Annotated in this window: 17 protein-coding genes; 11 read left to right on the top strand and 6 right to left on the bottom strand. The window is 75.3% G+C overall.

Features of this window, described 5'->3' with window-relative positions; all coding sequences use genetic code 11:
- The first annotated feature begins 17 nt into the window (after window positions 1-17).
- Window positions 18-311, top strand: coding sequence for a hypothetical protein (locus HCC30_RS15645; protein WP_169443155.1), 294 nt, complete (start codon window positions 18-20; stop codon window positions 309-311).
- A 10-nt stretch (window positions 312-321) separates the two neighbouring features.
- Here HCC30_RS15645 and HCC30_RS15640 read toward each other — a convergent pair whose 3' ends face one another.
- Window positions 322-1,116, bottom strand: a complete 795-nt coding sequence (locus HCC30_RS15640; protein WP_169443154.1) for a DeoR/GlpR family DNA-binding transcription regulator — start codon at window positions 1,114-1,116, stop codon at window positions 322-324.
- 256 nt (window positions 1,117-1,372) lie between these two features.
- Here HCC30_RS15640 and HCC30_RS15635 point away from each other — a divergent pair, with 256 nt between their 5' ends.
- From HCC30_RS15635 to HCC30_RS15610, 6 genes are all read left to right on the top strand, one after another.
- The gene (locus HCC30_RS15635) at window positions 1,373-2,905 is read left to right on the top strand and encodes an FGGY family carbohydrate kinase (RefSeq protein WP_169443153.1); all 1,533 of its coding nucleotides are present in this window, start codon (window positions 1,373-1,375) and stop codon (window positions 2,903-2,905) included.
- Window positions 2,898-4,403 (top strand): FGGY family carbohydrate kinase, encoded by a 1,506-nt coding sequence (locus HCC30_RS28670; protein WP_169443152.1) that lies wholly within the window; start codon window positions 2,898-2,900, stop codon window positions 4,401-4,403. The genes HCC30_RS15635 and HCC30_RS28670 overlap by 8 nt, the downstream gene beginning before the upstream one ends.
- Complete coding sequence (locus HCC30_RS15625) at window positions 4,400-5,044, top strand: histidine phosphatase family protein (protein ID WP_346776646.1); 645 nt, start codon at window positions 4,400-4,402, stop codon at window positions 5,042-5,044. The genes HCC30_RS28670 and HCC30_RS15625 overlap by 4 nt, the downstream gene beginning before the upstream one ends.
- A 112-nt stretch (window positions 5,045-5,156) precedes the next feature.
- On the top strand, window positions 5,157-6,020 hold the full coding sequence (locus HCC30_RS15620) for a GNAT family N-acetyltransferase (RefSeq protein ID WP_169443151.1): 864 nt from the start codon (window positions 5,157-5,159) through the stop codon (window positions 6,018-6,020).
- A 166-nt stretch (window positions 6,021-6,186) separates the two neighbouring features.
- Window positions 6,187-6,480, top strand: coding sequence for a hypothetical protein (locus tag HCC30_RS15615; RefSeq protein WP_169443150.1), 294 nt, complete (start codon window positions 6,187-6,189; stop codon window positions 6,478-6,480).
- A gap of 34 nt (window positions 6,481-6,514) precedes the next feature.
- Window positions 6,515-7,624, top strand: coding sequence for a hypothetical protein (locus tag HCC30_RS15610; RefSeq protein WP_169443149.1), 1,110 nt, complete (start codon window positions 6,515-6,517; stop codon window positions 7,622-7,624).
- A 6-nt stretch (window positions 7,625-7,630) separates the two neighbouring features.
- Here HCC30_RS15610 and HCC30_RS15605 read toward each other — a convergent pair whose 3' ends face one another.
- Both HCC30_RS15605 and HCC30_RS15600 read right to left on the bottom strand, forming a co-directional pair.
- Complete coding sequence (locus tag HCC30_RS15605) at window positions 7,631-9,916, bottom strand: PIG-L family deacetylase (protein WP_169443148.1); 2,286 nt, start codon at window positions 9,914-9,916, stop codon at window positions 7,631-7,633.
- Between the two features lie 131 nt (window positions 9,917-10,047).
- The gene (locus HCC30_RS15600; protein ID WP_169443147.1) at window positions 10,048-12,348 is read right to left on the bottom strand and encodes a glycosyltransferase; all 2,301 of its coding nucleotides are present in this window, start codon (window positions 12,346-12,348) and stop codon (window positions 10,048-10,050) included.
- Window positions 12,349-12,603: 255 nt separating this feature from the next.
- On the opposite strand from HCC30_RS15600, the gene HCC30_RS15595 reads away from it, so the two are divergent.
- Both HCC30_RS15595 and HCC30_RS15590 read left to right on the top strand, forming a co-directional pair.
- A complete protein-coding gene (locus tag HCC30_RS15595; protein WP_346776645.1) occupies window positions 12,604-13,362 on the top strand; it encodes a response regulator transcription factor in 759 nt (252 codons plus the stop codon).
- Window positions 13,363-13,391: 29 nt separating this feature from the next.
- Window positions 13,392-14,480 (top strand): histidine kinase, encoded by a 1,089-nt coding sequence (locus HCC30_RS15590; RefSeq protein WP_169443312.1) that lies wholly within the window; start codon window positions 13,392-13,394, stop codon window positions 14,478-14,480.
- Window positions 14,481-14,510: 30 nt separating this feature from the next.
- Here the strand turns inward: HCC30_RS15590 and HCC30_RS15585 are convergent, their stop codons facing one another.
- From HCC30_RS15585 to HCC30_RS15575, 3 genes are all read right to left on the bottom strand, one after another.
- Window positions 14,511-15,206: a TrkA family potassium uptake protein gene (locus tag HCC30_RS15585; protein ID WP_169443146.1), complete on the bottom strand. Its 696-nt coding sequence runs from the start codon at window positions 15,204-15,206 to the stop codon at window positions 14,511-14,513.
- Window positions 15,199-16,602: a potassium transporter TrkG gene (locus HCC30_RS15580; RefSeq protein WP_346776644.1), complete on the bottom strand. Its 1,404-nt coding sequence runs from the start codon at window positions 16,600-16,602 to the stop codon at window positions 15,199-15,201. The genes HCC30_RS15585 and HCC30_RS15580 overlap by 8 nt, the downstream gene beginning before the upstream one ends.
- A gap of 65 nt (window positions 16,603-16,667) precedes the next feature.
- Window positions 16,668-17,627 carry a MerR family transcriptional regulator gene (locus tag HCC30_RS15575; RefSeq protein WP_169443145.1) on the bottom strand — a complete coding sequence of 320 codons (960 nt, stop codon included), beginning with the start codon at window positions 17,625-17,627 and terminating at the stop codon, window positions 16,668-16,670.
- A gap of 222 nt (window positions 17,628-17,849) precedes the next feature.
- Between HCC30_RS15575 and HCC30_RS15570 the strand changes: the two genes are divergently transcribed.
- Together HCC30_RS15570 and HCC30_RS15565 are read left to right on the top strand one after the other, a co-directional pair.
- Complete coding sequence (locus HCC30_RS15570; protein WP_169443144.1) at window positions 17,850-18,500, top strand: hypothetical protein; 651 nt, start codon at window positions 17,850-17,852, stop codon at window positions 18,498-18,500.
- A gap of 246 nt (window positions 18,501-18,746) precedes the next feature.
- Window positions 18,747-19,454, top strand: coding sequence for a DUF1326 domain-containing protein (locus HCC30_RS15565; RefSeq protein WP_169443143.1), 708 nt, complete (start codon window positions 18,747-18,749; stop codon window positions 19,452-19,454).
- The last annotated feature ends 12 nt before the right edge of the window (window positions 19,455-19,466 follow it).

Genomic DNA, 19,466 nt, shown 5'->3' with positions numbered 1-19,466 from the left:
GTCGTACTCTCGTACGTATGGCCGACATCATCGATCCCGCGCAGCACGCCTCCCTGGTCGCACTCCAGACCGCCGCCGACGACGCGTTCACCGCCCTCGACGCCCACACCCGCGAGGTGGGCAAGCCGGGGGCCGAGTGGACCGACGAGGAGAAGCAGCGCGCCGAGGAGCTGCGCGAGGCCGTCCGGCAGGCGGTCGGCGCGAAGGACGAGGCGCTGGCCGAGTCCGGCCTGGCCGGCGAGCACGGCTGGTACCTGGCGGGCCAGGCCCTCAAGGCCGCGGCGCGGGAGTCGGCGGAACAGGCCGGGTGACGGCGGGAGTTCAGCTCTCCGTCCGGTCCCGGGGGACGACGCGGACGGCGGTGCCGGCCGCGCGGACGGAGCGGACCTCGGCCTCGGGCAGCCCGTCGTCGGTGACGAGCAGGTCGAAGTCCGTGAGCGGGGCCAGCGCGTAGAGCCCGTCGCGGGTGAACTTGGTGTGGTCGGCGAGCAGCACCTTCCGGCCGGCGGCCCGCAGCATCGCCCGCTTGACCTGCACCGTCTCCGGCGAGGTGTGGTAGCAGCGGCCGCCGGTGACGGCCGTGGTCGAGAGGAACAGCACGTCGGCCCGGTACGCGGCGACGCTCTCGGCGGTGTGCAGTCCCATGAAGGCGTCGTAGGCCGGGAAGTAGCTGCCGCCCAGTCCGATCACGGAGATGCCGGGTTCGCGGGCGAGCGCGGTGAGCGCGGGCAGCGAGTTGGTGAGGACGGTCAGCGGGGCCCGCTCGGCGAGGAGCCGGGTCAGGGGCAGGCAGGTGGTGCTGTCGTCGAGCAGCACCGTCTGCCCGGGGGTGAGGATTCCGGCGGCCTCCCGCGCGAGGAGTTCCTTGGTGCGGGGCATGGCGGCCGTGCGCGCGGCGACGCTGCCGTGGAACCGCGCGGAGGGCATGCCGGTCGCGCCGCCGCGCACCTTCCGCAGCCAGCCCTGCGACTGGAGCGCGTCCAGGTCGCGGTGGACGGTCATCAGGCTGACGCCGGCGCTCTCGGCGAGCTCGCCGGCGCGGACGAAGCCGCGCGCGGCGACCGTCTCCCTGATCCATTGCCTGCGCGCGTCCCGCGCGTCCGTCCGGTCCGTCACGCCACCCTCCGTGTGATGTCGCCGTGTGATGTTCTCACGGTGGTATCACGCCCCGGGAGGGCGCGGGAGCGGGGGCGGCGCTCGCGGCCCGGCCGGTTTCACACGGCCGCCCGACGGGCTCGCGGGAGAAGCCCGCGGATGCTTGACGCCCGTTCCGCGTCGGCTATTTGCTGCTTGCCACGCGCCGCCGGGCGGCCGGAACCCCGGCCGCCGCTCCCGCCGCACGCCGCGCCCCGCCTGCCCGAAAGGACCGCCCGTGTCCGTACTCGCCGTCGACCTCGGCACCACGGTGATCAAGTCCGTCGTCCTGGACGACCGGGGCGAGGAGACCGCCGTCGCGCGGCTCGCCACCGAGGTGCGGCGCCCGCACCCCGGCTGGGCCGAGCAGGACATGGAGGCCGTGTGGGAGACCGTCGTCCGCTCCGTGCGGCAGGTCCTCGCGGAGCGGCCGGGGGACGACCCGGTCCGGTTCCTCGCGTTCACCGCGCAGGGCGACGGGGTGTGGCTGGTCGACGCGGCCGGGCGGCCCACCGGCCCGGCCGTGCTGTGGTCGGACGGCCGGGCCCGCGACGTCCTCGCGGCCTGGGAGGCGGACGGCGTGCTGGCCGAGGGCTTCCGCCGCAACGGCTCGCTGACCTGCGGCGGCATGCCGAACGCGGTGTTCTCCTGGTTCGCCGCGCACGACCCGGCGCGGCTCGCGGAGTCCACCGCCTCGCTGACCGCGGCGGGCTGGCTGTTCCTCCGGCTGACCGGGGTCACGGCCGTGGACACCTCGGACGCCTCGGCGCCCTTCCTCGACCACGCCACCGGCGGCTACGACCCGGAGCTGATCCGCCTGTTCGGCCTCGAACCGTACGCGCGGCTGCTGCCCCGGGTGCTGCGCGAGGAGGAGCGGGTGGCCCAACTGACCGGCGAGGCGGCCGGGTTGCTGGGCCTGCCGCCCGGGCTGCCGGTCGTGATGGCCCCGTACGACATCGCGGCCACCGCGCGCGGCGTCGGCGCCGTCTCGCCCGGGCAGGCGTGCGGGATTCTCGGCACGACGCTGTGCACCGAGGTCGTCCGCGAGGGCCCGGACACCGGCGGCGAACCGTCCGGGGTCACCATCTCCTGCGGCGACGGGCGGGTGCTGCGGGCCTTCCCCACCCTCAACGGCGCCGACGTGCTGTCCTGGGCGGCGCGGACGCTGGACCTCGCGGGCCCGCCCGAGCTGGCCGAACTCGCCTTCCGCCGCGAGGGGCCGCCGCCGGGGCTCGCCTTCCTGCCGTACCTCTCGCCCGCCGGGGAACGCGCCCCGTTCCTCGACCCGCGTGCCCGCGGCGCCTTCTGGGGCCTGTCGCTGGAGCACACCCGCACCGACCTGGCCCGTGCCGTGCTCGACGGTCTCTCGCTGATGCTGCGGGACTCCCTCGCCGTCTCCGGCACGCACGTCACCGAGCTGCGGCTGTGCGGCGGGGGCGCGAACAGCGACGCCTGGTGCCGGCTCATCGCGGACGTGACCGGGGTGCCCACCAGCCGCTCCGCCGACACCGAACTCGGCGCCAAGGGCGCCTTCCTGACCGGCCTCGTCCTCACCGGCGCGGCCCCCGGCCTGGAGCACGCGGCGGCCGAGTACGTGCGGATGCCGTCGGTGTGGCAGCCGGACCCGGAGCGGGCCCGGGCGTACGGGGCGCTCTACGACGACTTCGTCCGCTGGCGGACGCTGGCCCGTGCGGCGGGCTGGAGCAGCCAGGTGCCCGGCGCCCGTCCCGGACAGCCGGCCGCCACCGGGCGAGGAGTGCTCCGTGACTGACCCGCTGTCCCCCGACTCCGTCTGGCTCGGCCTGGACCTGGGCACCCAGAGCGCCCGCGCCACCGCCGTCGACGGCACCGGCCGGGTGCTCGCCACCGCGTCCCGCGCGCTGACCAGCCGCCGCGAGGGCACCCGGCACGAGCAGGACCCCGAGGAGTGGTGGCGGGCGCTGGCCGCCGCCTGCCGGGAGGCGCTGCGCGGGCTCGCGCCGTCCCGCGTCCGCGGTCTCGCGCTCGACGCGACCTCCGGCACGGTCCTCCTCGCCGGCCGCGACGGCCGCCCCCGCACCCCCGGGCTGATGTACGACGACGGCCGCGCCGCCGCGCAGGCCGCGCGGGTCAACGAGGCGGGCGGGCCCGTGTGGGACGAGCTGGGCTACCGGCGGATGCAGCCGTCCTGGGCCCTGCCGAAGCTGCTGTGGCTGCTGGAACACGAACCGGAAACGGCGCGCGCGCCCGGCACCCGGCTGCTGCACCAGGCCGACCTGATCACCTGGCGGCTGGCCGGTGAGCAGACCGCCGCCGACGCGAGCCACGCGCTGAAGACCGGCTACCACCTGCTCCAGGAACGCTGGCCCGAGCGGGAGTTGGAGCGGCTGGGGGTTCCGCCGGGGCTGCTGCCCGGGGTGGTGCGCCCCGGCACCGTGCTCGGCACGGTGTGCGCGGCGGCCGCCGGGGCGACGGGCGTGCCCGAGGGGACGGCGATCGTCGCCGGGACGACGGACGGCTGCGCCGCGCAGATCGGCGCGGGCGCGCTCGCGCCCGGCGCGTGGAACTCGGTGCTCGGCACCACTCTCGTCCTCAAGGGCGTCAGCCCGCACCTGGTGCGCGACCCCGGCGGCGTCGTCTACTGCCACCGCGGGCCCGGCGGGGTGTGGCTGCCGGGCGGGGCGTCCAGCAGCGGCGCCGGGGTCCTGGCCCGGCGCTTCCCCGGTGCCGATCCGGAGCGGCTGACGGCACGGGCCGCGGAGCGGCTGGCCACAACCGGCAACGCGGTCGCGTACCCGCTGGTGTCCGACGGCGGGGAGCGGTTCCCGTTCCGCGCCCCGGACGCGGAGCCGTTCCTGCTCGGGGAGGCGGCGGACGAGGCGGCGCTGTTCCACGCCCAACTCCTGGGCGTGGCCTGCCTGGAGCGGCTCTGCTTCGACTACCTCGACCACCTGGGCGCCCCCGTCGACGGCCCGCTCACCTTCACCGGCGGCGGCACCCGCAACGCGTACTGGAACCAGTTGCGCGCCGATATGCTCGGCCGGACGGTGCGGCTGCCCGAGGCGGCGAGCAGCGCCCTGGGCATGGCCGTCCTCGCCGCCTCCTCCGGCGGGGTGCCGGTGGCGGAGGCCGCGGCCGCGATGGTCCGCACCGGCGCCGAGCTCCGCCCCGACCCGGCGCGCACCGCGCGCTTCGCCCCCGTCCACCGCGCCTTCACCGACGAGCTGGTCCGCCGCGGCCTGCTCGGCGAGGACGTCGCCGACCACGCCCGCCGGAGGGCCGAGCAGTGACCGACATCCCGTCCGAGGCCGGAGAGCCGACGGACTTCGTCCTCGTCCGGCACGGCGAGACCGTGTGGCACGCGGAGAACCGGTACGCGGGCCGCACCGACGTCGCGCTCACCCCGCGCGGCCTGGAGCAGGCCGAGGCGCTGGGCGCCTGGGCCGCGCGGCAGCGGATCGACGCCGTGCTCTGCTCCCCGCTCTCCCGCGCCCGCCGCACCGCGGCGCCCGCGGCCCGCGCCCTCGGCCTGGACCCGCGCGTCGACGAGCGGCTGTACGAGCTGGACTTCGGGCGCGGCGAGGGGCTGACCAGGGCCGAGATGCGGGAGGCGTTCCCGGAGCGGCTGGCCGCCTTCCTGGACGACCCGGCCGGCTGCCACCTGCCGGACGGCGAGGACCCGTCGGCGGCGGCCGCGCGGGCGGCGGCGTGCCTGCGGGAGACGGCCGGGCCGCTGCCGGGCGGGCGGGTCCTCGTCGTCGCGCACTCCACGCTGCTGCGGCTGCTGCTCTGCCGCGAGCTGGGCATCCCGCCGCGCGACTACCGCCGCCGCTTCCCCCGCCTCGACAACGGCGCCCTCACCGAACTCCGCCTGGGCCGGGGAGGCGCGGCGCTGCTGCGCTTCAACTCGCCCGCGTCCACGGAGAGTTGATCCCTGATAGCGGGACGGGCCGCAGGCCCGTTCCCCGGCCCGGATTGCCGCGGCTGCCGGGCGGGTGTGGACTGCCTGTGCAGCAGTCCGTCTCCGGCGCGGGGTGAGCGACATGGTGGGCCACGGTGTGGACGCGCGGGCGGCCGGCTGGGCCGCCGAGCACGACCGGCAGCTGCGCTCCCGCGGCCTCCGGGGCCGGGGCGACGTGCTGGGCCGTGAGGATCTGCCCACGGAACGGGCCGGCCCGCTGTGCGGCGCCTTCCCGCCGGACGAGCCCGGCCAGTACGTGTGCCCCGACCCGGGCGGGTTCCACGGGCTCGACCCGGACCGGCTGATCGCGGCCCAGCGCGCGCGGTGCGCCGAGCTGGGCACACCGGCCGACTGGTACCTCCCGGACGGGCTGGCCCCCGGCGTCCCCGAACGGCTGCGGGCCGCGGGTATCGCGGCCCGGGAGGAGGACCGGGAGTCGGTGATGATCGGCCGGACCGCCGACGTGCTGGCAGCGGGCGCCGCGCTGCCGTCGCTCCCCGGGGGCGTGCGGCTGCGGGAGACGGCGGCACCCGACGACTTCGCGCGGGTGCGGGACCTGGCCGAGGCCACCCGGGGCGGCGGCCGCGAGTGGGTGCCCAGGGCGCTCGCCCGGTGGGCGGAGGACGCCGACGACCCGTGCGTCACCGTCGTCGCCGAGGCCCCGGACGGCGAGATCGTCGCCACCGCCTGGGTCCGCTTCCACACCGGCACCGCCTTCGCCTCCCTGTGGGGCTCCTCCACTCTGGGCCCCTGGCGCGGCCGGGGCCTGTACCGCACCCTCGTGGCCTACCGCGCGGCCCTGGCCGACGGCCGCGGCCACCCCTTCCTGTACGCCGAGGCCCTCCGCACCAGCAGCCCGATCCTCGCCGCCCTCGGCCTCGCGCCGGGCCGCACCCAGACCCCGTACCGCTTCAACTCGCCTGCGGACAGCGGCACTTGGGGCTGACGGGCGGCGTCCCCCGTCCCAGCGGCGCCTCAGCCGGACCGGTGTCCCCGCAGGTCACGGGGCGGGCTTCCCACCGTGGCGCGGGCCGTGGCGCCGGGCTCCGGGCCGTTGCGAGAGTCGGCGACGGAGCGGCCCCGGGGAGGGGCCGCGAAGGGAGGACGGGGACGTGGAGGCCGACACCAGATGGATGCGGAACGCCGCCGACGACTGCGACGCGACGGCGAACGGCATCCGCAAACTCCTCACCGAGGCCGACGACGCCGTGGAGACGCTGAACCGGGCGGCGGCCGGATTCGACCTCCTCGGCGGCCAGGTCGAACTGTCCCGCCGTTTCGAGCTGCTGAACAAGCTGCTGCGGGACGAGCTGGAGGAAGCCGCCGAGAACATCCGCTTCTGCGCGAGCAAGCACGACGGCAACGAGAACTTCGTCACCGAGACCTGGCACGCGCTCACCCACTGAGCCCGGCCGGACGACACCGAGGGGGACGTGCACCATGGCCGACGCACACGCGCTGCTGAACCTGGACCTCAAGGGCATGCGGGACGCCGTCGACGCCTGGGAGGCCATCGCCACGAAACTGAGCAACCACGCCGAGAGCTTCCAGGAGTCCGTCGTCGGCCCGCTGCGGAAGAAGAGCAGGTGGAGCGGCGAGGACGCGGACGAGGCCGCGCGGACCTGCGGGCGCGTCAAGCAGGACATCGACGCGGTCGCGGCCGAGGCGGCGGCGCTCAGCTCCTACCTGAACGGCATCGTGTCCGCCGAAGGGGACGGGCTGAACTTCGGCAACCTCACCGACCACCGGGAGGAGGCCGTCGCACTGCGGGAGCGCGCGGCGGAGAAGGGCCTGACCGTCCAGGCGGACGGTCAGGTCGGCGGGGTGTTCTTCGAGGACCCGGCCAAGCCCTCCACGGGGCAGGACGGGGCGGACTCCGGGGCCGACGCCATCGAACGGGACCTGAAGGCTGTCATGAAGAAGGTCAACAGCCTGGACGAGGAGGTGCGGGACGGCCTGGAGGTCGCCTTCGGCACCGAGGACAACTTCCGCACCGAGGACCGCGACCGGGTGGAGGAGGACCAGGCCGGCCTCAAGGACATCTGGACGGACCTGAAGCTGCAGGGCGTGCAGATGTACCTGAACATGCGGGGCTGGGACGAGGCCGCCGACATGCTCGACCACTTCCAGAAGGGGAAGGGCGGCGAGTACGAGATCGACGCCGACAAACTCCTGGACGACCTCCCGAAGTTCCAGCAGGACCTCGACGGGACGCTGGAGGACGTGCGGCAGCGTCCGGACGGCGCGTTCAGCACCGAATGGCAGAGCAGTTCCGCCGACCACAACGCCGAGGACGCGGGCAACCGGAACTGGTACTACGCCCTGAACAACTTCCAGTACCGCGTCGTGGGCGAGAAGAACGGGGACGAGCTCACGTACCACGTGGAGGTGCAGAAGGACTACGACTGGGGGCTGCCCAGCGAGCACCGCCGCGACCTGGAGTACTGGGGAGCCCCCGTCTTCGAGCAGGCCGACATCGCCCGGCTCGTCTACGTCGGCAAGGCCGAGGACTACGACGTCACGGGCCGGACGGAGACAAGGACCGAGTAGCCCCGGTCACCGGCCGGCCTCCGGTGCGGGGCCGGCCGCCGGCCGCCAGCCGCCGGAGCCGCTGCCCGTCCCCGCCCCCGCCCAGTAGAGGCGGCCGTCGAGGCCGAGGACGGTGACGGCGGCCCCGCCCTCGGGAAGCGGGGCCGTGGCGGGGGCGCCCGCGAAGAGGAAGCCGGTGCGGCTCCACTGCGGGGCCTCGTCCCGCGCGGACCGGGCCGCGCCGCCGGTCACGGTGGTGGCCAGGTCGCCGGAGGCGGCGCGTCCGGCGACGAGGGTGCCGCCGTCCGGCAGTTCGCCGACGCCGAGCGGACCGTAGCCGGCGGCGCCGCCGAGGTCGGTGATCCGGGGCGGCCGCACCCTCGCGTCCGGTCCGGCGGCCGCGTTGCCGAGCAGGTCGTCGGCGCGCAGCAGGGCGGCGCGCGCGTCGCCGGAGGCGGGCGCGCGGAAGGCGACGCGCACGCCCTCGTCGCCGTTCCCGTCCGGGCGGAGGACGAGCGGGCCCGCGACGGCGGGCATGCCCGTGGCGACCGGCCCGGACAGCGGCTCGCCCGGGCCGCCGCGTACCCAGGCCAGCACCGTGCGGCCGGTGCTCGCGAGCAGGTAGTCGCGGCCCGCGCCGTCCGTCGCGGCGGCCGGGTCGCCGTGCACGGTGCCGCCCAGTCCGCGCCACGGCGCCCAGTCGCCGTCGGGTGACTGGACCCGGACACTCAGCTCGTGGCGGCTGGTGCGCACCGCGACGGTCGCGGCGCCGTCCTCGTCGACGGTCACGGCGGGCGCGCTGATGTCGGACAGTCCCGCGGTGTCGGAGGGTTCGGGGGTGCCGAGCGACCGCCACGGGCCGAACCGGCCGCTCCCCGGGCTCTGTTGGACGGTGTAGCCGATCTCCTTGCGGTACTCGCCGGGCCCGTGCAGCGTCCGCGTCCCGTAGACCGCCGTGCGGCCGTCGGGCAGGCGTACGGGGCGCAGCCCGGCGACGGTGCCCTCGCCGGGGAGCAGCTCGGGGCCGCTCCAGCGGGATGCCGCACCGGAGGGCCGGTGCCAGACGGCGATGCGGCCGTCGAGGACGGCGTAGGCGCGCAGCGAGCCGTCGTCCTCGGTCCGCAGCCAGGAGGTGCTGCCGCCGCTGGTGTGCCGTATCCCGTGGGACCAGCCCAGGTGCTTCTCGCGGGGGATCATCTTCCGGTCGCCGCAGCCCGCCGGGTGCGGGCAGGACTCGGCGCCGGGGGCCCGCCAGGCGTAGGTGTCCAGGGCGCGGAGCTTGTGCTCGGCGGTGTCCTCGTCGAGGACGTGCGGCAGCCCGCCGTTGAAGTAGCCGAGGTAGGTCTCGACGCCGAAGTGCGGGCCCTCGCCCTTCGCCGCGTACGCGGCCATCGCCTCCTGCGCGAACCGGGCGCCGGCGAAGTGGTCCTGGTGGTCGGCGAACTTGCCGCTCCCGTCGAGCCGTCCCGGGGTCGGGTCCAGGGTCCGCACCTGGGTGGGCCGGAACCGGTCGAGGTAGCCGGTGAGGGTGTCGACGAGCTGGGCGCGGGTGTAGCGGAAGCCGCGGGTGACCGGCCCGGCGGAGGTGAGCTGCGCGTCCAGGGTCTCGGTCTCGCCCGACCACAGGCCGTAGAGGCTGTGCGGCCGGTGGGCGCTGATGCTGCCCGCCTCCCGCACCAGGCTCCACACCAGGCGGATGTGCGGGTGGCCCTGGAGGGTGTCCAGTTCGGCCCGGCCGCCGCCCGCGGTGCGCAGCACCGAGCGCCGCCACGGGGTGCCGCGGTCGCCGGTGGCCATCTCGGCGTAGGCGCGGCGTATGCCGTTCTGCCGGGACTCGGCGTACACGGCCCGGTCCGCGGTGGCCGGGGTGCCCGCCGGTACCTCGCCGGGGCCGGAGGCCGCCTGGCGTGCGGCGCCGGCCTTGCCCCCGCCGCCGCGTTCCCCGCGCGGGGCGTTGACGCCGTCGGACTCGCCGGAGGTCAGGTAGACCGTGGTCAGCGGCCGGCCCGAGCGGAGGGACTGCCCGACCTCGGGGTTGATGAAGTACAGGTCGTCATCGGGGTGGGCGACGATCTGCAGCACCGACTCCGAGGTGCGGACCGGCTCGCCCTGCCCGGCCCAGGCACCGGAGGGCGCGGGCGTCCCCGGCGCGGGCGCGGCGCTCACCCGGGCCTGGCCCTTCGGCCGGGTCGTGACGTCGCTCCCCGTGGTGCACGCGCCCAGCGCTCCGGCGAGCGTGACGGCGGCGAGCAGGGCGGCGAGGAACGCCCTGCGCCGGGACGGGCGCGGGGTGCGGCGGACGGTCTGAGACATGAACGGCGTGACTTTCCGGCATGCGGGACGTGGGCACGTCCGCACGCGTGCTCGGCGGTGCTGCGGTACGGGAGGCGGGCGCGCGACGCTGCGCGGGTGCGGGCGGGCGCGGGGCGCCCCTGCCCGGCGGGCTACGGCCTGGAGCCGGATTCCGCTTCCGGCCGCGACGAGGTTCCGCGGTCCGGTACGGACCCGGAGACGGTACCGGGCCCGGACGCGGCGTCCGTCATGGGGTCCGCCGCCGCGGAGCGGGCGGACTCCTCGCTGCCGGTGACCTTCAGCGCCAGGTTGTTGCGCACCGTGAGGTACGGCCTGACGGTGAAGTCGCCGTGCGGGGTGGGGACGCGCGCGGGCGGGAAGACGTCGGTGCGCTTGCGCTCGACGACGTCACCGAAGAGCCGCGCGGGCCGGACCGGCTTGCCCCCGTCGACGGGCGTGAGCCGTACGTCCCACACGGCGTCGCCGCCGGGGTGCCACGCGGCGGGCAGCGACAGCGGCAGGTCGGCGGTGAACCGGCCGCACCCGTCGGTGCGGCAGGGCACCTCCAGCGTCACGGGGCCGGTTCCGGATGCGGCCCCGGTTGCGCTTCCGGTTCCGCGCAGGTGGCAGGTGAGCCGGTAGCCGCCGGGCGCGGTGGCGCCGTGCAGGGTGCCGTCGAGCATCAGCCGGGTGCCGCTCACGCCGACGGGGCCGAGCTCGGCGTGCCGGGCCCTGGCCCAGGTGCGCACCGCCAGCTGCCCCTTGCCGGTGGCGTACGGCACGGCCGCGACGTGCCCGGCCCCCGACGGGTCGGCCGGGCGCGGGGACAGCAGCCGGCCGGTCTCCACCAGCCCGGCGGCGGCCCGGCGGCTCCGGCCGCCCCGGCCCAGCTGCCGCAGGTGCACGTCCCAGTGCCCCTCGGCCAGCGGGCCGCGCTCGGGCAGCGGCCCGCCCTCGCGCGGGAGGACGACCAGCGCCGTGGCCGCGTCCTGCGCGTGGCTCCCGCGGAGCACGCGGAACGGCAGCGGCACGGTGCCGCCGCCGGTGCCGTGCCGCGGGCGCAGCTCCAACTGCCACTCCCCCGGCGCGAGTTCGGCGGTGGGCACGCGGAAGGTCAGCGATCCGTCACCGGCGGCGCGGCAGCCGACGTCCACCCGGGGCAGCGCCTTGCCGAGCAGCGCGGCCACCCCGAGCCGTTCCGCGAGCGCGCCCGCGCGGGCGCGCAGGCCGGTCCGGGCGCGGGGCCCGTCCGGTACGGGTGCGGTTTCCGGGGCCGCGGGGGCCGTGGCGAGGTGCGGGGCGAGGTCGGCGATCAGGGCCTCGTACTGGCGGGCGACGTGGTCGGGGAGGAAGCGGCGGGCGTTGTGCCGGGCCGCCCGCGCCATGCGGTGGCGCTCGGCGTCGTTGGCGATGAGGCGGCACAGCGCGTCGGCGAGCCCGTCCTCGGCGGTCTCCGGCCTGTCGAGCGGCACCAGCAGGCCGTCCTCGCCGTGCGTGATGATCTCGCGGGGCCCGTAGTCGCAGTCGGTGCTGACCACCGGGACGCCGAGCCGCATCGCCTCCACGATGGTCATGCCGAAGGACTCGGTGGAGCTGGAGACGGCGGCGATCGCGCCCTTCGCCCACTCGGTGTCGATGGGCGTGTGCGGGCCCATCAGGAACACGTGGTCGTGCAGGCCGAGTTCGTCGATCCGGCGGCGCAGCTTCGCCTGTTCCCGGCCGCGCCCGTAGATCCGCAGCGTCCAGTCGGGGTGCTGGGCCGCGACCTTCGCGAAGGCGCCGACCAGGCGGTCGTACCGCTTGACGGGGATCAGCCGACCGGCCGCGACGACGGTCCTGGAGTCGCCCGCGGAGGGCTCGGCCTCCGGTGCGGGGCAGCAGTTGGGGATGTGGGTGAGGCGGGTGCCGACGTCCGGCAGGGCCGCGCGGTAGGCGCGGGCGTCCCCCTCGGAGACGGTCACGAACGCGTCGAGTTCCGCCAGCGCCGCGTCCTGCTCCCGGCGCAGTTCCTCGCGGTGGAAGGCGTGGGTGAGGTGCTCCTGGCCGATGCGCAGGCAGTCGGCACGGCCGTGCCGCGCGAGGAAGGAGACCAGGTAGGGCCGGGTGGCGACGACGACGTCGGCGTCGGTCCCGCGCAGGAAGTGCGCGAGGCGCTCCTCGGTGAGCCTGCTCGGCGGGGTCTTGCCGCGGTACGGCGCGTCGTGCGGGCACACGGTTCCGGGTATCCGCTGGCCGGGCTCGTCACCCGCGTAGGCCCGGGAGCGGGGGCGCAGGTCGACGAGGGATCTGACGCGGACCCCGGGTCCTGCCGCCAGCCGCATGGTGTCGGCGGTGCGGACGCAGGAGACGATCTCGACCTCGTGCCGGGCCGCGAGGGCGGTGGCGAGATTCGTGGTCGCCCGGATCGTGCCGCCGATGCCGTAGGCGTTGTAGAGCAGGAAAGTGATCTTCATCGGGTCGTGTGCCTCGGGCGGTTCGTTTCGGGCGGTAGCTCTCCACCGTCGCGAATGCGCAGCTCAGCCGGTATCCGGCAGATGTCCGAAGGCAACCCCCCACCCGGCGGTTCTCCGACCCCCGCCGGGTGGGGGGTGCGGGCCCGCCGGCCGTGTGCGACAGGGCTCCTGGTTGCGGTGCGGAGCAAGTCGGGCCATATGGTCAGATGAGTCATCTGGTGGCGGTCCGAGAAGGAAGAGCGAGGCGGGGCACACGTGATCCGGGTAATGGTGGTGGACGACGAGGCGCTCGTCAGGTCCGGCTTCGAGCTGATCCTGAACGCGGCCGACGGCATCGAGGTCGTCGCCACCGCGGCCGGCTCCGAGGCCGTCCCCGCCGTCCGCCGCACCGGCCCGGACGTGGTGCTGCTCGACATCCGGATGCCGGACGTCGACGGGCTCAGCGTGCTCCGCGAGATCCGCACCCTGCCCGAGCCGCCGGCCGTGGCGATGCTGACGACCTTCGACACCGACGAGTACATCCTCGCCGCGCTGCGCTCCGGCGCCGCCGGCTTCCTGCTCAAGGACACCGAGCCCGAGCAACTCGCCCAGCTGGTCCGTACGTTGGCGGCCGGCGGCGTGGTGATGTCCCCGAAGGCGTCCCTCGCGATCCTGCACAGCCACCCCGCGGGGGACCCGGACGAGGACGTCCCCGGGCCGCCGAGCACCGCCCCCGAGGACGGCGCCGTGCGGGACGCGGCCGGGCATCCGGGGACCGCGCGGGTCGGGACGCTGACCGGACGGGAGCGGGACGTGCTGGTGCTCGTCGCGGAGGGGCTGTCCAACGTCGGCATCGGCGCCCGGCTGCACCTGAGCGCGGGCACGGTGAAGGACCACGTCAGCGCGATCCTCGCCAAGCTCGGGGTGGGCAGCCGGGTCCAGGCGGCGCTGCTCGCGCAGCGCGCCGGGCTGCTGTCCGGCACCCCCGGGAGCGCCCCGGACGGCACGCCCCGCGACCACGGGGACCGCCGGTGACGACCGGATGGACCGCACGCCGGCGGCGCATACCGGCGCCGGCCGTCGACGGCGGGGTCGTCGCGCTGGCCGTGCTCGACGCCTGCATACCCCCGTTCGACGCCGACCCGCTCTCGGTGTCGACGACCGTGCTGGCCTGCGGGGCGCTCGCGTTCCGCCGCCGGTTCCCGCTCCTCGTGCTGCTGCTCACGCTGCCGGCCACGCTGCTGCTCGGGGTCGTCGTCGCGCCGGTCGCCGCGCTGTTCACGCTCGCCGACCGGTCCCGCGACCGGCGCGTCCTCGCGGGCTGCGCCCTGCTGTTCGCCGCCGCCTCCGCCGTCCCCTGGCCGCCGTCGGACTACACCCCCGACGAACGCACCTGGGCGCTCTTCGACTTCGTGTACCTGCTGGCGTCCGGCGCGGCGCCGGTGCTCCTCGGCCAGCTGCTCCAGGTGCGCCGCGACCTGTCGCGGCAGCTCGTCGAGACGGAGGAGGCGCGCGAGCACGAGCGGGCCCTGCACGCCCAGGCCGCCGTGGCACGCGAACGCGCCCAGCTCGCCCGGGAGATGCACGACGTCGTCTCGCACCAGGTCAGCCTGATCGCCGTGCGGGCCGGGGCGCTCCAGGTCGGCGCCAGGGACGCCGACGCGAAGGACGCGGCCCGCACGATCCGCTCGCTCAGCGTCAACACCCTCGACGAGCTGCGGCACATGGTGACCCTGCTGCGCGCCTCCAGCGGCGGCGGCACCGAGCTGACCCCGCAGCCCACCCTGGCCGGCCTGCGGCGGCTGGTGGCGACGAGCGGGATCGAGGCGGAGCTGACCGGCAGCCTGCCGGAGGACATCGGCAGCCCGGCACAGCGGACGGTCTACCGCACGGTGCAGGAGGCGCTGACCAATGTGCGCAAGCACGCCCCCGGCGCCACCGCCACCGTCCGGCTGTGGCGCGAGGGCGGCCGGGTCGGGGTGACCGTCGGCAACACCGGGCCGACCCGGCCGGCGCTGCCGCTGCCCAGCTCGCAGCAGGGGCTGCTGGGGCTGCGCGAGCGCGCGGAGCTGCTGCACGGCACGCTCACCGCGGGGCCCCTCGCGGACGGCGGCTTCGAGGTCCGGCTGAGCATCCCGGAGCAGGACACCTGACCGTCGCGTCCCGCCGAACGGGCCCGCGGGTCAGCGGAGTTCGCTGAAGCGCTCCGTCTGGCGGGTGCGGCCCGCGACGATGATGGTGTCCTCGGCGCGGACCACGGTGTCGGCCGTGGCGTAGGTGAAGCCCTCGCCGGGCCGTTTGATGGCGACGACGGTGAGCCCGTGGTGCGTCCGCACGCCGCTGTCGCCCAGGCGTTTGCCGACGACGACGCTCGGCGGGCTGGTCTTCACCAGCGCGAAGTCGTCCTCGAACTCGATGTAGTCCAGCATCCGTCCGCGCACCAGATGGGCGACGCGCTGGCCCATGTCGTGCTCCGGGTAGACGACGTGCTGGACGCCGAGCTGGGTGAGGATGCGCCCGTGCGCCTGGCTGGTCGCCTTCGCCCACACGTCCCGGATGCCGAAGGAGACCAGCAGCGAGGTGGTGAGGATGCTGGCCTCCAGATCGGTGCCGATGCCCACCACCGCGCGGTCGAACTCGTGCACCCCGAGCTGCCGCAGCGCCTCCTCCCGCGTCGAGTCGGCGCGCACCACGTGGGTCAGCGCGCCGGACAGGGACTGCACGATCTCGGCGTCGGAGTCGACGCCGAGCACCTCGGTCTCCTCGTCGGCGAGCTCCAGCGCCAGGGCCTGGCCGAACCGGCCCAGTCCGATGACGGCGACGGACTCGGCGTCCGTGGCCCGGCGCGTCCGCGCGCGCGTTCTGCGGTTCCTAACCAATGACGGGTCGCTCCTCGGGCAGGTCGTAGAGACGGACTCGCGCCCGCAGCGCGAGCGCGGAGGCGACGGTGATCGGGCCGAGCCGGCCGACGAACATCAACACGATCAGCAACACCTGCTCGAAGCCCGGCAGTTCGGGGGTGATGCCGGTGCTCAGGCCCACGGTGGCGAAGGCGGAGATCACCTCGAACAGGGACCGGTCGAGGCTGTAGGTGGTCGTCACCATGAAGACCATGGTGGAGCCGATGACGGCGGCCACCGACAGCAGCACCACGGTGAGCGCCTGCCGCTGGATGTCGCCGTGCAGCCGCCTGCGGAAGATGTTCACCGCGCCCTCGCCCCGCACCTCGGCGTAGACGACGAACAGCAGCACGGCGAAGGTGGTCACCTTGATGCCGCCCGCCGTACCGGCGCTGGCGCCGCCGACGAACATCAGCACGTCGACGCCCAGCCAGGTCTGCGGGTACAACTGGCCGACGTCGACGCTGTTGAAGCCGGCCGTGCGCGGCATCGTGCCCTGGAAGAACCCGGCCAGCAGCTTCCCCGGCACATCCATCCGCCCCAGCGTTCCCGGGTTGCTCCACTCCAGGCCGGTGACGTAGAGGGTGCCGCCGAACAGGAAGGCCGCGCTCGCCCAGATCACGATCTTGGTGTGCAGGGTCCAGCTCCGCGGCCTGCGGAAGCGGCGGCGCAGTTCGAAGAGCACCGGGAAGCCGAGCCCGCCCGCGATCACCGCGAGGGCGACGGGCAGGCAGATCAGCGGGTCGGTGGCGAACCGCGTCAGGCTGTCCGAGTACAGCGCGAAACCGGCGTTGTTGAACGCCGAGACGGCGTGGAAGACGCCGAGCCACAGCGCCCGCGCCCAGCCCGTGTCGTAGCCGAGGCCGAAGCGGAGGACCAGCACGAGCGCGGTCAGCGCCTCCAGCAGCAGGCTGACCTTGACGACGCCGAAGACGACGCCGCGCACGTCCCCGATGCCCAGGCTCTTGGTCTCGGCCGCCGCCGTCATCCGCGCCCGCAGCCCCATCCGGTGCGAGACCAGCGCGACGAGCAGCGAGGCGAAGGTCATGATCCCGAAGCCGCCGACCTGGATCAGCGCGAGGATCACGCCCTCGCCGAAGCCGGTCCAGTACGTCGGGGTGTCCACGACGGCCAGCCCCGTGACGCACACCGCGGAGGTCGCGGTGAACACGGCCTCCAGCGCGCCTGCGCCGCCGGGCCCGGTCCGGGCCACGGGCAGCATCAGCAGCAGGCTGCCGGTCACCACGGCGGCGGCGAACCCGGCCACCACGACCTGCGCGGGGTGCCGCGGCCGGGGGATGCGCAGCAGCGTCCGCCGCACCGCACCGGGTGCCGTACCGTCGCGGCCCGGTGCCGCCGTCGGTTCGAGTCCCACGTCGCGACGATAGCCAGGGCCCGCCGGCGCGACCCTCCGGAACTGCGCCGTCCGGCGGCGGGGGTTCAGGCTCCCGACGGGTGGGTGCGCAGCCAGTCGAGGACCTGGCCCGCGTGCTCGTTCGGCGGGAACACCGGGTAGAAGACGTGCTCGACGGCGCCGCGCGTGACGATCAGCGTGAGCCGCTTGTACAGCCGTTCGCCGCCCGCCTCGAAGGTCGGCAGGTCCAGCGCGTCGGCCAGGGCCAGTTGCGGGTCGGAGAGCATGGCGAAGGGCAGGTTCAGGCGCTCGGCCGCCTCCCGCTGGTAGCCGCTGCTCTGGCTGGAGAGCCCGTACACGCGTCCCGCGCCCGCCGCCTTCAGGTCCTCGAAGTGGTCGCGGAATCCGCAGGATTCGGGGGTGCAGCCGCGGGCGCCGGGGATCGCGTCCCAGCCGGCGGGCATGTCGACGCCGGGCAGTCCGGTGAGCGGGTAGATGTAGACGACGCTGCGGCCCTCGCCCAGGTCGGCCAGGCCGGCCTCGCCGCCGTCGGTGGCCGGCAGCCGCAGCGGCGGCAGCTCGCGTCCGGGGAGGTGCCGGGCGGCTCCGTCGTCGACGGGCTCCGGCAGGTCGTCGGGCAGGGAAAGGTAGTTCGGCACGGGGCGGCCCTCCTCGCTTCTCGCGGTGGTGAACGTACGGGAGGCGCTCTCCGCCAGACGTGCGGCCAGGGCGTCCCGGCGCGCGGTGAGAGCGGCGATGCTGCGGTCCAGCTCGACGATGCCGTCGCGGTACGCACTCAGCGAGGACGGGCAGTCGTCGCTGTGCTCGTGTCCCGCGACCAGGCACTCGACGAACGGCGCGGCCCGGCCGGGCGCGATCCCCACCTGTGCCAGCGCGCGGATCTCGGCGACGAGCAGCACGTCCGACTCGGCGTACTCGCGGTACCCGTTGGCCCGCCGTACGGGCCGGACCAGGCCGAGCCGCTCGTAGTAGCGCACCGCCTTCGCGGTGACGCCCGCACGGGCGGCCAGCTCTCCGATCCGCATCACGGCCTCCTTCTTTCTCCGGGACGCTAAACCTTGCCCCCGGGGTCAAGGTCAAGTTCGCCCGCGCCGCGCGCCCCGGCAACCGGACGCTCCCGTTCCGCGCCCCGCCCGCGTTCCTACGCTGAATGCCTCCGTCCGGAAGCCGGGCACCGGCGGCCGCTGTGTAGTGGGAGGGCCGCGTGCGGCGGCGCACCCCCGTGCGGAGAACCGAGGAGAGACCGGATGAGGAACAGCAGGAGCACGGCCCTCGCCGCCGTCGCGGTACTCGCGGCGGCGGTCAGCGGATGCGTGGACGAGGGCAACACCCCGTCGGAGAAGGAGATTCCGAGCGCCTCGCCGACGGACTCCCCGACCGCCTCCCCCACGGACTCCCCCAGCGGCTCCCCGGCCGGCGGGGCCGCTGGCACGGTCGGCACCCGCTCGGCCGAGGGCCTCGGCACGATCCTGACCGACGCGCAGGGCCGCACCCTGTACCTCTTCGAGGCGGACGAGGACGGCAAGCCCACCTGCACCGGCAAGTGCGCCGACGCGTGGCCCCCGTTGACGGCCGAGGGGAAGCCGAAGGCGGCCGGGAAGGCGAAGTCCGGCCTGCTGGGCACCGTCGAGCGCGAGGACGGCGGCAAGCAGGTCACGTACAACGACCACCCGCTCTACCGCTACGCGGAGGACGGGAAGCCGGGTGAGACCAAGGGCCAGGACCTCGACGACTACGGGGCCGAGTGGTACGTCCTCAACACCTCCGGCGACAAGCACGAGGGCGAGGGCGCGGGCAAGAAGCCGGAAACGGACAAGGAGCGGGACGGGGAGCGCGACCAGGACCAGCCGGAGGACGGCGGCGAGTCGCGGGAGCCGCACCACGACCCCGACTACTGACGTCCGCCGCCGATGTCGGGCCGAACACCCGCCGCACGCCCGCGAGTTGGCCGTTCCGAGCTTTCCGGAACGGGAGCCCGCCGGGTGCGGCAGGCCGGCGTCCCGGGTGTGGGAATCAGCCGTTCCGGACGCGGCACAGGACCGTCCGGAACCTGGCCTGATATACCCCCCAGGGGTAGTTGACCAGCGATTTCCCCCGCCCTAGCATCGTCGTCACCGGATACCCCACAGGACGAGGAGACGGTCATGGCAGCACGGCACGAGACGGCGGCGGAGCAGCCCGGCAGGGACGAAGCGGAAGGCGCGCCCGCACTCCGGCAGCCGCCGCAGGACTGGCACTTACGCGGTGAGTGGTTCGACGTGTGCAGCTGCTCCACCCCGTGCCCCTGCACCTTCGCGCAGGCCCCCACGCACGGCGACTGCCTGTTCACCCTCGTCTGGCAGATCCACGAGGGGCACCTCGGCGACGTACGGCTCGACGGTCTCGGCGTCGTCGCGCTCGGCGAGTTCGCCGGGAACATGTGGGTCGGGGACCCCGACGCCACGATGCAGGTGATGTTCTACATCGACGCGAAGGGCGACCAGCGGCAGCGCGACGCGCTGGAGGCGATCTTCCGGGGCACGCTGGGCGGCTGGCCCGGCACCTTCGGCGCGCTGATCAGCGAGGTCCGCGAAGTCCGGTACGCGCCCGTCCACTTCGAGGCGGCCGAGGACCTCGCGTACTGGAAGGCGCGGGTGCCCGGCAAGGTCGAGGTGGGCGCCACGGCACTGACCGGACCCACCGCCGATCCCGCCCGCCGCGTCCAGACCGTCAACCCGCCCGGGTCCGAGGTCGGCCCCGGACAGGTCGCCACCTGGGGCGTGGTGGACGCCGACCACGCCGAGGGCTTCGACTTCTCCCACCTGTACCGGGGCGGCGCGAGCAAGCACATCCCGTTCGACTGGCGCCCCTGACCGGCCCCGCCC

Source organism: Streptomyces sp. HNM0574 (assembly GCF_012726235.1).
Classification (GTDB): domain Bacteria; phylum Actinomycetota; class Actinomycetes; order Streptomycetales; family Streptomycetaceae; genus Streptomyces.
The sequence above is the reverse complement of the archived record's forward strand: the minus strand, read 5'-3'. Positions and strand labels throughout refer to the sequence as shown.

Excerpts from the sequence above, each read along its gene's own strand:
- HCC30_RS15645 (WP_169443155.1), top strand. The coding sequence starts at position 18 with ATGGCCGACATCATCGATCCCGCGCAGCACGCCTCCCTGGTCGCACTC.
- HCC30_RS15620 (WP_169443151.1), top strand. The coding sequence starts at position 5,157 with ATGGTGGGCCACGGTGTGGACGCGCGGGCGGCCGGCTGGGCCGCCGAG.
- HCC30_RS15610 (WP_169443149.1), top strand. The coding sequence starts at position 6,515 with ATGGCCGACGCACACGCGCTGCTGAACCTGGACCTCAAGGGCATGCGG.
- HCC30_RS15605 (WP_169443148.1), bottom strand. The coding sequence starts at position 9,916 with ATGTCTCAGACCGTCCGCCGCACCCCGCGCCCGTCCCGGCGCAGGGCG.
- HCC30_RS15600 (WP_169443147.1), bottom strand. The coding sequence starts at position 12,348 with ATGAAGATCACTTTCCTGCTCTACAACGCCTACGGCATCGGCGGCACG.
- HCC30_RS15575 (WP_169443145.1), bottom strand. The coding sequence starts at position 17,627 with ATGCGGATCGGAGAGCTGGCCGCCCGTGCGGGCGTCACCGCGAAGGCG.
- HCC30_RS15570 (WP_169443144.1), top strand. The coding sequence starts at position 17,850 with ATGAGGAACAGCAGGAGCACGGCCCTCGCCGCCGTCGCGGTACTCGCG.
- HCC30_RS15565 (WP_169443143.1), top strand. The coding sequence starts at position 18,747 with ATGGCAGCACGGCACGAGACGGCGGCGGAGCAGCCCGGCAGGGACGAA.